This is a genomic window from Dietzia timorensis (assembly GCF_001659785.1).
GTDB classification, from domain to species: Bacteria; Actinomycetota; Actinomycetes; order Mycobacteriales; family Mycobacteriaceae; genus Dietzia; species Dietzia timorensis.
The window spans coordinates 1284170-1294884 of sequence record NZ_CP015961.1 but is presented as its reverse complement, the minus strand read 5'-3'; the positions used below and the strand labels follow the sequence as shown (position 1 = coordinate 1294884).

The 10715-nt window shown below is 65.6% G+C and carries 11 protein-coding genes; 4 read left to right on the top strand and 7 right to left on the bottom strand.

Annotated features, from left to right (window positions below):
* Positions 1-3: 3 nt before the first annotated feature.
* Positions 4-1233: a benzoate/H(+) symporter BenE family transporter gene (locus BJL86_RS05955; RefSeq protein ID WP_067471455.1), complete on the top strand. Its 1230-nt coding sequence runs from the start codon at positions 4-6 to the stop codon at positions 1231-1233.
* A 33-nt stretch (positions 1234-1266) separates the two neighbouring features.
* On the opposite strand, the gene BJL86_RS05950 is transcribed toward BJL86_RS05955, so the two are convergent.
* Positions 1267-2274: a malate dehydrogenase gene (locus BJL86_RS05950; RefSeq protein WP_067471452.1), complete on the bottom strand. Its 1008-nt coding sequence runs from the start codon at positions 2272-2274 to the stop codon at positions 1267-1269.
* 160 nt (positions 2275-2434) lie between these two features.
* Here BJL86_RS05950 and pcaD (BJL86_RS05945) point away from each other — a divergent pair, with 160 nt between their 5' ends.
* Positions 2435-3220: a 3-oxoadipate enol-lactonase gene (gene pcaD / locus BJL86_RS05945; protein WP_082908313.1), complete on the top strand. Its 786-nt coding sequence runs from the start codon at positions 2435-2437 to the stop codon at positions 3218-3220.
* Between the two features lie 21 nt (positions 3221-3241).
* Here pcaD (BJL86_RS05945) and BJL86_RS05940 read toward each other — a convergent pair whose 3' ends face one another.
* Genes BJL86_RS05940 through pcaD (BJL86_RS05930) form a run of 3 tightly spaced genes read right to left on the bottom strand, consistent with a single transcriptional unit; the run spans position 3242 to position 6106 of the window.
* Positions 3242-4456: an acetyl-CoA C-acetyltransferase gene (locus tag BJL86_RS05940; RefSeq protein WP_067471448.1), complete on the bottom strand. Its 1215-nt coding sequence runs from the start codon at positions 4454-4456 to the stop codon at positions 3242-3244.
* Between the two features lie 49 nt (positions 4457-4505).
* Positions 4506-5309 (bottom strand): IclR family transcriptional regulator domain-containing protein, encoded by an 804-nt coding sequence (locus tag BJL86_RS05935; RefSeq protein WP_414836054.1) that lies wholly within the window; start codon positions 5307-5309, stop codon positions 4506-4508.
* Positions 5303-6106, bottom strand: coding sequence for a 3-oxoadipate enol-lactonase (gene pcaD, locus BJL86_RS05930; RefSeq protein ID WP_231887097.1), 804 nt, complete (start codon positions 6104-6106; stop codon positions 5303-5305). The genes BJL86_RS05935 and pcaD (BJL86_RS05930) overlap by 7 nt, the downstream gene beginning before the upstream one ends.
* Before the next feature lie 180 nt (positions 6107-6286).
* Here pcaD (BJL86_RS05930) and BJL86_RS05925 point away from each other — a divergent pair, with 180 nt between their 5' ends.
* Together BJL86_RS05925 and BJL86_RS05920 are read left to right on the top strand one after the other, a co-directional pair.
* Entirely contained in the window at positions 6287-7036 is a 750-nt protein-coding gene (locus tag BJL86_RS05925) for a CoA transferase subunit A (protein WP_082908315.1), read from the top strand.
* Complete coding sequence (locus tag BJL86_RS05920; RefSeq protein ID WP_067471445.1) at positions 7033-7665, top strand: 3-oxoacid CoA-transferase subunit B; 633 nt, start codon at positions 7033-7035, stop codon at positions 7663-7665. Before BJL86_RS05925 ends, BJL86_RS05920 begins: the two co-directional genes overlap by 4 nt.
* Positions 7666-7777: 112 nt before the next feature.
* On the opposite strand, the gene clpX is transcribed toward BJL86_RS05920, so the two are convergent.
* From clpX to BJL86_RS05905, 3 genes are all read right to left on the bottom strand, one after another.
* The gene (gene clpX, locus BJL86_RS05915; RefSeq protein WP_067471442.1) at positions 7778-9055 is read right to left on the bottom strand and encodes an ATP-dependent Clp protease ATP-binding subunit ClpX; all 1278 of its coding nucleotides are present in this window, start codon (positions 9053-9055) and stop codon (positions 7778-7780) included.
* Positions 9056-9272: 217 nt separating this feature from the next.
* A complete protein-coding gene (locus BJL86_RS05910; RefSeq protein ID WP_067471438.1) occupies positions 9273-9926 on the bottom strand; it encodes an ATP-dependent Clp protease proteolytic subunit in 654 nt (217 codons plus the stop codon).
* A gap of 55 nt (positions 9927-9981) precedes the next feature.
* Positions 9982-10581, bottom strand: coding sequence for an ATP-dependent Clp protease proteolytic subunit (locus BJL86_RS05905; RefSeq protein ID WP_067471435.1), 600 nt, complete (start codon positions 10579-10581; stop codon positions 9982-9984).
* Between the last annotated feature and the right edge of the window lie 134 nt (positions 10582-10715).

The following is a 10715-nucleotide window of genomic DNA, read 5'->3' as shown; positions in this document are numbered from 1 at the left end:
CCGATGACCACCGCACTGCACCTGCCGGAAAAACCGCACCACACGCGCCCCCGCCCGCGCGACCTCGTTCGCGCGCTCGGCCCCCGGCAACTAGCGGACGGACTCATCGCGCTCCTCTTCTCCGCCACCGGCCCCGTCGCGCTCATCATGGCCGCCGGACACCAAGGCGGCATGAGCGGCGCCGAGATCTCGTCGTGGATCTTCGGAGTCTTCTTCTGCAATGGCATTCTCACGGTCCTCGCGAGTTGGATCTACCGCACCCCGCTCGCGTTCTTCTGGACCATCCCCGGCACCGTTATCGTCGGTAGCTCGCTCGGCCATCTCAGCCTGTCCGAGGTGGTCGGCGCCTACCTCATCACCGGCGTGCTCATCACCGTTCTCGGCATCTCCGGGCTCGCGAAATGGTTCATGGAGCTGCTGCCGCTGCCCATCGTCATGGCGATGGTCGCCGGGGTGTTCCTGAGCTTCGGCCTCGACCTTATCCACTCGCTGTGGGACGCTCCCCTGCTCACCGTTCCGATGGCAATCGCGTTCGCCGTGCTCGTCGCGCTCCCCCGGCTCGGTTCCAAGGTCCCGCCCGTTCTCGCCGCCATGGTGGTTGGCATCGTCGCCGTCACTGCTGCCGGGCAGTGGAACGCCGGGGACCCCACCCTCGGGGTTCTCGCGACCCCGATGCTCCACGCGCCGGAGTTCACCTTCCGCGCCGCGGCAGAGCTCGTGTTGCCGCTCGCCATCACCGTCATCGTCGTGCAAAACGGGCAGGGCGTCGCTGTGCTCCGCGGGACCGGACACCACCCACCAGTGACGGCGAGCGCCATTGCCTCCGGGGTGTGGTCCGTTATCGTCGCTCCTTTGGGGGCGGTGTCGAGCTGCCTCACCGGACCGACGAACGCGCTCATCGTGGCCGGTAAACCGGAGGATCGACACTGGGCCGCAGCCATCGTCACCGGGGCCGGGGCGATCGTCGTCGGCATCCTCGCGCCGGCCTTCGTCGGCGTGATCCTCCGGACGCCGGCCGAGTATCTCGCCGCCCTCGCCGGGCTCGCGATGCTCGTCCCGCTGTGCGGCGCGTTCGCGACGGCCTTTTCGAAGGTGGGCTGGTTCGGCCCGCTGGCGTGCTTCCTCGTGACGGTCGCCGATCAGTCGCTGTTCGGCATCGGTGCGCCGTTCTGGGGCGTGATCGTCGGCCTCGCCGTGTGGGCGCTCATCGACCGCAGGAACGACGACGACTGACGCTCGCCCGGAGTTGGCAGATGCTCGGCGTCGTCAGAGGAGTCCGAGCGAGGCGACCGCCTCGCGCTCGGAGATGAGTTCTGCGACCGAGGCGTCGATGCGGTGACGCTGCCACGGCGAGATCTCGAGATCGGAGACGACCTCGAGTTTCCCGCCCACCGACCGGACGGGCTGCCCGCAGACGAGCCCCTCGGGGATCCCGTAGTCGCCGCGGGAGACCATCGCCACGGTCGTCCAGCTCTCGTCATTTCCCTCCGGGCCGCCCTGCACCCAATCGCGCATGTGGTCGACGGCCGCCGATGCCGCCGACGCCGCCGACGAGGACCCGCGGACCTTGATGATTTCCCCGCCGCGGCCGGCCACTCGGGGGATGAAGTCGTCCTCGATCCAGCGCGTGTCGAGGTCGCCGGACACCGGCTTTCCGTCGACCGTCAGGTACGTCGTGTCCGGGAACTGGCTCAGCGAGTGGTTGCCCCACACGACCATGCCGCCGAGCGCGGTCGTGGGGACCGACAGCTTGTGCCCGAGCTGGCTAAGCGCACGGTTGTGGTCGAGACGCATAAGCGCGGTGAACCTGTCCGAGGGCACGTCCGGGGCGTGATTGGCGGCGATGAACGCGTTGGTGTTCGCCGGATTTCCGACGACCAGGACCCGGATGTCGTCCGCCGCGCCGGCGTTGATGGCCTGGCCCTGCGTGCGGAAGATGGCGCCGTTCGCGGTGAGGAGGTCGGCGCGTTCCATTCCGGCTCCCCGTGGCTTGGCGCCGACGAGGAACGCGGCATTGGCGCCGTCGAAAGCTTCGGTGGCGTCCGACGTCACCGACACAGACTCCAGCGCAGGGAACGCGGCGTCCTCCAGCTCCATGGCAACGCCCTCTGCGACACCGACTGCGGAGGGAATCTCTAGCAGCCGGAGCTCGATTGGCACGCGCGGGCCGAAGATCTCGCCCGCGGCGATCCGGAACAGCAGCGAATAGGCGATCTGGCCGGCGGCGCCGGTGACGGTGACGACGTGTGCGGTTTCTCGGGTCGGTTCGCTCATCTGGAGGATCCTCCATCTACTTGCGCTGACTTTTAGCGCCCCACTTCGTGGGTGAGGCTCCTACTGGCGAGAGTAGTCGCCCCGGTGGTGTTTGCGCAGGGATCGGATTCCCGCGCGGTACCAAGCATCCGGCGCGGACGCTCGGGGTAACTTGGGGTCCATGGCCAATGCGATGCTCGCTCTCGACTCGTTCCCCACCAAGTCCGTGCCCGACGGGATCCCGGATATCCCGATCGTGCTCCTCGGTTCGCTCGGATCGAAGCGCTCGATGTGGAGAGAACAGATCGACGCGCTCAACACCATCGGCCCGGCCTACGCGATCGATATCCGCGGGCACGGCGATTCGCAGGTGCTCGACGAGTCCACGACGATGGCGGACCTCGCCCAGGACGTGATCCGCTCTCTCAATATGAACGAGATCGCCTCCGCGCACATCGTCGGACTGTCCATCGGTGGCGCCATCGCCCAGGAGTTGGCGCTCAGTGCGCCCGAGCGCGTGGAGCGTCTCGTGCTGTCGTCGACGGCGCCGAAGTTCGGCGAAGCCGGTGCATGGCAGCAGCGGATCGACACCGCCCGTGAGTCAGGGCTGGACGAGCTCGTCGGTCCGGTGATGTCGAAGTGGTTCACCCCGGACTGGGCGGAGGCGCACCCCGACGTCATCGCGAACATCCATCGGAACTTCGTGGGTACCGACCCGGTCGGCTATGCGCGGTGCTGCGAGGCGCTCGCCGGGTTCGACACCCGCGAGCGCCTCGGGGAGATCGCCGCTCCGACGCTTGTCGTGTCCGCGACCGAGGATGGCTCCACGCCTCCGGAGGTCGTGCGCCAGCTCGCCGATGGCATCGACGGTGCGAAGTGGGTGAGCATTTCCGGCGGTGCGCACATGTGCAATCTGCAGTGCGCCGACGAGTACAACACAGCGGTCGTCGACTTCCTCAAGCCCTGACTCGTTCTGCGTAGCCGGGCGCTATCCGATGCGCTCGAACACAGCGGCCAGGCCCTGCCCGCCGCCGATGCACATCGTCTCCAGGCCCCAGCGTGCGTCGCGGCGCGTCATCTCCCCGCATAATGTGGCGAGGATGCGTGCGCCCGTCGCGCCGATCGGGTGGCCGAGCGAGATCCCGGACCCGTTGGGGTTGAGATGCTCCGACTCGGGGTCGAGCTTCCATTCGCGTAGGACCGCGAGTGCCTGCGCGGCGAAGGCCTCGTTGAGCTCGATGACGTCCATATCGTCCAGCGCGAGGCCGAGACGGCCGAGGACCTTCGCCGTAGCCGGGACCGGGCCGATGCCCATGGTCTCCGGGGCGACACCGGCCACGGACCACCCGGCGAGCCGGACCACCGGTTCGAGGCGAAGTTCCTTGGCTTTGTCCATCGTCGTGACGATGGCCATGGCGGCGCCGTCATTCTGTCCCGAGGCGTTGCCCGCGGTGACGGTGGAGTTCGGGTCGATCTTCGACCGGATCGCGCGCAGCTGCGACAGGGATTCGACGGTGGTGTCGGCGCGCGGGTGCTCGTCGGTGTCGACGGTGACCGGGTCGCCCTTGCGCTGAGGCACGTCGATAGGGACGATTTCGCGGGCGAACTTGCCCGACTCCTGCGCCGCGACCGCGCGCCGGTGCGACTGGGCGGCGAGCGCGTCCTGCTCGGCGCGGCCGATCGAATAATGTTCGCGGAGATTCTCGGCGGTCTCGATCATTCCGCCGGGTAACGGATGTTTCTTTCCGCCGGCGGTGAGGCGACCGCGGGCGAGGCGGTCGGCCAGCTGTACACCGTCGCCGCGGATGCCGTAGCGCGGGGACGGGTTCGTATAGAACTCGGCGTTGCTCATCGAATCCGCACCGCCCGCGACGATGAGGTCCGCCGCGCCGGAGGAGACGTGCGCCGCGGCCGTGAGAATCGCCTGGAGCCCGGAACCGCAGCGGCGGTCGAGCTGCATTCCCGGCACGTCGATGCCCAGTCCGGCGTCAAGCGCCGCGACGCGTCCGAGGGCGGGCGCCTCGCCGTTGGGGTACCCCTGCCCGAGGATGACGTCGTCGATGTGCTGCGGGTCGATGCCGGAGCGTTCTACGAGCGCGGTTAGCACGGTGGCGGCGAGCGACTCGACCGGCACGGTCTTGAGCGCGCCGCCGAAGCGGCCCACGGGGCTTCGCAGGGGCAGGCAGATGACGGCATCGGGCATGGTGAAAGGTCCTTTCGAGAGGTGCCGAGGGGAGGTGAGTTGCCGCGGGTTATCGGTTGACGGTCGCGAGGTCTTCGCTGATCGCCGAGGCCGCGGCAAGGAGCGCGGGAACGAAATCGTCATGCAACTGATCGAGCGTGTAGCGCATCGCGTGGGTGGAGACGTTGATCGCGGCGACTGTCGCGCCGGAGGCGTCCTTGATCGGCGCGGCGAGCGAGCGCAGCCCGGGTTCGAGTTCCTGGTCGGTCATCGACCAGCCGCGCTTACGGGCGGCTTCAATCTCGCTACGAAGCGTGGCCTCGTCGAATCCGGGCATGCCGGGTTCGACGCGTTCGGCAGCCTCGCGGAGGTAGCTGGCGAAGTCGACTTCGCTCAGGCTGGCGAGGAGCACCTTGCCCATGGAGGTCGCGTGCGCGGGAAATCGCGTGCCGATGGTGATGTCGACGGTCATGATCCGGCGGACCTGCACTCTGGCGACGTAGACGATGTCGGTGCCGTCGAGGATGGACACCGACGACGATTCCCCGAGCCGGGACCGCAGCTTTTCCAGGTGCGGCGCCGCGACCTCGGTGAGCGGCATCGAAGAAAGATAGCTGTACCCGAGTTCGAGCACCTTCGGCGTCAGCCAGAATTGTGACTCGTCCGAATCGACGTACCCGAGGTCGACGAGGGTGAGGAGGAACCGTCGCGCGGTCGCGCGGGACAGTCCGGTAGAGCGGGCCACCTGCGACAGGCTCTGCCGAGGATTCTCCGCGTCGAAGGTGCGGATGACGGCGAGCCCACGCGCGAGCGACTGGACGAACTCGGTGCCCGCAGCCTTACCGGCCGGCCGCGCCTGCGACGCCTTCACCACCGCGAACCCCCGACGTTGTCGAGCACGTGCTGCTGCAGGAGATCGGAGAGTTGCTCGGACTGCTCGAAGGTCGGCACGTGTGCAGCGGGGTCGAGAACGACGAGCCGCCCGTGGCCGATGCCGTCGAGGATTTCTTGCAGGCTTTCCGGCGGGGTGGCCGGGTCGTCCGCGCCCGCGATAGCCAAGACGGGAGCCTTGATCGAACCGAGTTCGGCGCGCACATCGTAGGTTGCCAGGGCCTCGCACGCAGAGGCGTATCCCTCGGCGGGAGTTGCGAGAACCATGCGCTCGAGCCGCGCCATCAGCTCCGGGGATGCCTCGGCCTTGCCAGGCGACACCCAGCGGGAGGCGACCGAGTTCGCCACGGCCTCCATCCCGTCCTTCCGGACGAGTGTGGCGCGGTCCAGCCACGGCTGCGGCTCGCCGAACTTGGCCGATGTGCAGATCAGTGCGAGCGAGTCGAGCCGCTCCGGGTACCGGATTCCCATCTCGAGAGCCACTGCCCCGCCAAGCGAGAGGCCGACCATATGCACTCTGTCGATCTCCAGGCTGTCGATGACGGACACAATATCCAAAGCCAACTCTTCAGCTGTAGAGGGGCCATCGATGACCTCCGAGCCCCCGTGCCCGCGCAGGTCGACCGCGAGCACCCGGAACGACTGCGCCAACGCGCGCACCTGCTCCGACCACATCGACCTATCCGAGCCCAGCGACCCGAGCAGAAGCACGGTGGAATCTCCCGCCGCCGAACGCTTTGTCGGCTCGTGAAGCTCATAGGACAAGCTCGCCAGCATCATGACGACACCTCCAGGTTCAATATACGAACGTATAGCCATTATTCAAACACATTTCCTCTCAAATTGTGACCGGGCTCCCACTCATGGGCACTCTTCGCTGGTATCGCGCTGAAACTCCGCCCAGTCTGTTCGTATCTTGAACACTTGTGTGCATTGCGAATTCGTCCTATGGTGTGTGACATGATCAACAAAGTCTTTTCGTCGGCGGCGGAAGCCGTCGCCGACATCCCCGATGGCTCTTCCCTCGCCGTGGGTGGTTTCGGCCTGGTCGGCATCCCCGCCGTCCTGATCGACGCGATCCTCGAGCAGGGAGCGTCAGATCTCAAGACCGTGAGCAACAACTGCGGGCTCGACGGCTTCGGCCTCGGAAAGCTGCTCGAGGCTCATCGCATTTCGCGGACAATCGCCAGTTACGTCGGTTCCAACAAGGAGTTCGCTCGGCAGTACCTGTCCGGCGAGCTGTCGGTCGAGCTCACGCCGCAGGGCACCCTCGCCGAGCGCATGCGTGCTGGCGGCGCGGGAATTCCGGCCTTTTACACCCCTGCCGGCGTCGGCACCCAGGTCGCCGAGGGCGGTCTACCCATCAGGTATGACGGCGACGGAGGCATCGCCGAGGCGTCCGTTCCCAAGGAAACCCGGGAGTTCGGCGGCGAGCTGTTCGTACTCGAAGAGGCGATACGTACCGACTACGCACTGGTGCACGCCTATAAGGGCGACCGGCTCGGCAATCTCTGCTTCCGCGGAACCGCACGGAACTTCAATCCCGATTGCGCCGGCGCAGGAAGGATCACCATCGCGCAGGTCGAGCACCTCGTCGAACCCGGCGAGATCGCGGCCGAGGACGTCCACGTGCCCGGCATCCGCGTGCAGCGCGTCGTGCCGGTCGGCAGGCAGGAGACGGGAATCGAGTTGAGGACGGTGCGCCAATGAGTTGGTCCCACGAGGAAATGGCGGCGCGGGTCGCCAAGGAATTCACCGACGGACAATACGTCAACCTCGGCATCGGGATGCCGACACTCATCCCCGGCTACATCGCCGAGGGAACCGAGGTCATCCTGCATTCCGAGAACGGCGTGCTCGGCGTCGGCCCCTACCCCACCGTTGACGAGCTCGATCCCGAGCTCATCAACGCCGGCAAGGAGACCATCACGGTCCTGCCCGGCGCGGCGTTCTTCGGTTCCTCGGATTCTTTCGCAATGATCCGCGGCGCCGCCGTCGACGTCGCCGTGCTCGGTGGAATGCAGGTGAGCCAGACCGGCGACCTGTCGAACTGGATGGTCCCGGGCGCGATGGTCAAGGGAATGGGCGGGGCGATGGACCTCGTCCACGGCGCCGGACGCGTCATCGTGATGATGGATCACGTCACCCGTAAGGGACAGCAGAAGATCCTTGAGCAGAACACGCTGCCCTTGACCGGCCGAGGCTGCGTCTCGCTCATCGTCACCGATCTCGCGGTACTTGGCGTCACCGATCGAGGTTTGGAGCTCGTCGAGCTCGCCCCCGGTGTCTCATTCGACGAGGTTCAGGAAGCGACCGGAGCGACTATCCACCAGCCGTAAACGGCGGTCTTCCGTATCCCACGGAAAATGTCGAAGGAGCCGGTGAGCGATTGATTCGCTCACCGGCTCCTTTCTCGTTCCACGTGTGTGGAGTGTCGACCCTGCGGGAGGGTTATGCCGACTTCTCTTCGCCGGATTCGTCCTTGTCGATCTGGCTCGCCGGGACGATGGTGGGGAGCATGTTCTCGCGAACGGTCTCTCCGGTCACCACAACCTTGCCGACGTCCTTGCGCGACGGGATGTCGTACATCACCGGCCCGAGAACCTCTTCCATGATGGCGCGCAGTCCACGTGCGCCGGTTCCGCGATGGAGGGCCTGGTCAGCGATTGCCTCGAGCGCGTCCTCTGTGAATTCGAGGTCGACCCCGTCCATCTCCATGAGCGAAGAGTACTGCTTGACCAACGCGTTCTTCGGCTCGGAAAGGATCGAGATCAGAGCCTTGCGGTCGAGTTGCTTGACCGATGCCACGATGGGAAGGCGTCCGATGAATTCGGGGATCAGACCGAACTTCACAAGGTCCTCCGGGAGGACATCGTCGAAGTTGTCTTCCTCGTTCGCCTTGACCGAAGCGACCTCGGCGCCGAAGCCGAGGCCCCGCTTGCCGGTGCGCTGCGCAACGATCTTCTCAAGACCCTGGAACGCGCCGGCAACGATGAACAGCACGTTCGAGGTGTCGATCTGGAGGAGCTCCTGGTGCGGGTGCTTACGGCCACCCTGCGGCGGAACGCTGGCCTGCGTGCCCTCGAGGATCTTGAGCAGCGCCTGCTGCACGCCCTCGCCCGATACGTCGCGGGTGATCGACGCGTTCTCCGACTTGCGAGAGATCTTGTCGACCTCGTCGATGTAGATGATCCCCTGCTCGGCCTTCTTGATGTCGTAGTCCGCGGCCTGGATCAGCTTGAGCAGAATGTTCTCGACATCTTCGCCGACGTAGCCCGCCTCGGTGAGCGCGGTGGCATCGGCGATGGCGAACGGAACATTGAGCATCTTCGCGAGGTTCTGCGCCAAGTAGGTCTTGCCACAACCGGTGGGTCCGAGCATCAAGATATTCGACTTGGACAGCTCGACGCCGAGGGCCTTGTCGGCTCCTCGCCGGGTGCGCTTGTAGTGGTTGTAGACGGCAACTGCGAGTGCACGCTTGGCGCTGTCCTGGCCGATGACGTACTCGTCGAGGAAGCTGTGAATCTCCATCGGCTTGGGCAGATCTTCGAGGTCCGGGTTCGAGGCGGCCTCGCCCAGTTCCTCTTCGATGATCTCGTTGCACAGCTCGACACACTCATCGCAAATGTACACACCAGGCCCGGCAATGAGCTTCTTGATTCCTTGTCGCTGGCTCTTCCCGCAGAAAGAACACTTGAGCAGGTCGTTAGTCTCTCCGACTCGTGCCATGAACTCTCTTGCCCTAACTTTCCGAACGCTCACCCAGGCTACGAGGTGTAAGCCCTGGTCATTCTTTTTAGACGGTACGCCGCCGCACAGCCAAAGGCTACTGGCCACGTCTGCATGAGAAATATTTGACCCGACGGCGCGCTTCCCATCTGGGCGGCGCGCCGCCGGGTCGGTGGATTGCCTCCGCCTCGCAGGCCGGAGACTTAATCCGACAGCCTCAGCTGCTGGCCTTGCGGTAGTCGAAGACCACGTCCACGAGGCCGTAGTCCTTCGCCTCGTCCGCCGTCATGTACTTGTCGCGGTCCGTGTCCTCGCGGACCCGCTCTGTCGTCTGGCCGGTGTGGTGAGAAAGGATCTCGTCGAGCTTATTGCGCTTACGCTCGATCTCCGCCGCCTCGATCTCGATGTCCGAGGCCATGCCGCGCGAGCCTCCCTGGACACGAGGCTGGTGGATGAGGATCGTCGAGTTCGGCAGCGCGGCGCGCTTACCCGGCGAGCCCGCAGCGAGCAGTACAGCAGCGGCGGAAGCTGCCATGCCGAGGCACACCGTGGTGATGTCCGGACGGACGTACTGCATCGTGTCGTAGATCGCGAGGCACGCAGTGAGCGAACCACCGGGCGAGTTGATGTACATCGTGATGTCCCGGTCGGGGTCCATCGCCTCGAGAACGAGCAGCTGGCTCATCACGTCGGACGCCGATGCGTCGTCTACCTGCGTGGCGAGGAAAATAATGCGCTCGTCGAAGAGCTTGGCGTACGGGTTCATGATCCGCTCGCCGTTGGCAGTCTTCTCCGAGAATTCCGGGAGCACGTAGCGCGAGCTCGGCGTGATGATGCTCGGACGCTCCTGACCGCTGAATGGGGTGTTCATTGATAACTCCGAATCAAAGTAAGTGTTCGAGAATGGATTCTGCGGGATCGCGCCGTCAGCGCTTCGGGGCGTGTTCGACGACGTGGTCGACGAATCCGTAGTCGAGCGCCTCGCTCGCGTTGAACCACTTGTCACGGTCGGAGTCTTCGAGGATCGTCTCTACCGACTGCCCCGTGTGCTTGGCATTGAGCTCGGTCAGTTCCTTCTTCGTCAGCGACAGCTGCTCGGCGAGGATCGCGATGTCGGAGGCGGTGCCGCCGATTCCGCCGGACGGCTGGTGCATCATCACCTTCGCGTGCGGCAGGGCGTAGCGCTTGCCCTTCGTACCGGCGGTGAGCAGGAACTGCCCCATCGAGGCGGCCATGCCCATCACGTACGTCGACACGTCGCACTGGATGAACTGCATGGTGTCGTAGATGGCCATGCCGGCCGTCACCGAGCCGCCGGGCGAGTTGATGTAAAGGGAGATATCGCGTTCGGGGTCCTCGGCGGCGAGGAGCAGCATCTGCGCGCACAGCCGATTGGCGATGTCGTCGTCGACCTGGGTGCCGAGAAAGATAATCCGCTCGCTGAGGAGACGCTCGTAGACGGAGTCGGACAAGTTGAGTCCGTTCGCCGGGGCGCTCGCCTGCGGCCTGATCAGTTCGCTAGTCACGTTGTACCTACCTATCGTTGTTGCGCCGCGCGCACTCCAGGTGCGCCGCGTCGTCGGTGATCTGCCTTCGACAGTAACCAAATTCGGCGCGGGGAAAGTCCCTCGCACGCCGGTGTTCGCTCTAAGCGTGCCTA

Coding starts and splice junctions, on each gene's coding strand:
- BJL86_RS05955 (WP_067471455.1), top strand. CDS start 4: ATGACCACCGCACTGCACCTGCCGGAAAAACCGCACCACACGCGCCCC.
- BJL86_RS05950 (WP_067471452.1), bottom strand. CDS start 2,274: ATGAGCGAACCGACCCGAGAAACCGCACACGTCGTCACCGTCACCGGC.
- pcaD (WP_082908313.1), top strand. CDS start 2,435: ATGGCCAATGCGATGCTCGCTCTCGACTCGTTCCCCACCAAGTCCGTG.
- BJL86_RS05940 (WP_067471448.1), bottom strand. CDS start 4,456: ATGCCCGATGCCGTCATCTGCCTGCCCCTGCGAAGCCCCGTGGGCCGC.
- pcaD (WP_231887097.1), bottom strand. CDS start 6,106: ATGATGCTGGCGAGCTTGTCCTATGAGCTTCACGAGCCGACAAAGCGT.
- BJL86_RS05925 (WP_082908315.1), top strand. CDS start 6,287: ATGATCAACAAAGTCTTTTCGTCGGCGGCGGAAGCCGTCGCCGACATC.
- BJL86_RS05920 (WP_067471445.1), top strand. CDS start 7,033: ATGAGTTGGTCCCACGAGGAAATGGCGGCGCGGGTCGCCAAGGAATTC.
- clpX (WP_067471442.1), bottom strand. CDS start 9,055: ATGGCACGAGTCGGAGAGACTAACGACCTGCTCAAGTGTTCTTTCTGC.
- BJL86_RS05910 (WP_067471438.1), bottom strand. CDS start 9,926: ATGAACACCCCATTCAGCGGTCAGGAGCGTCCGAGCATCATCACGCCG.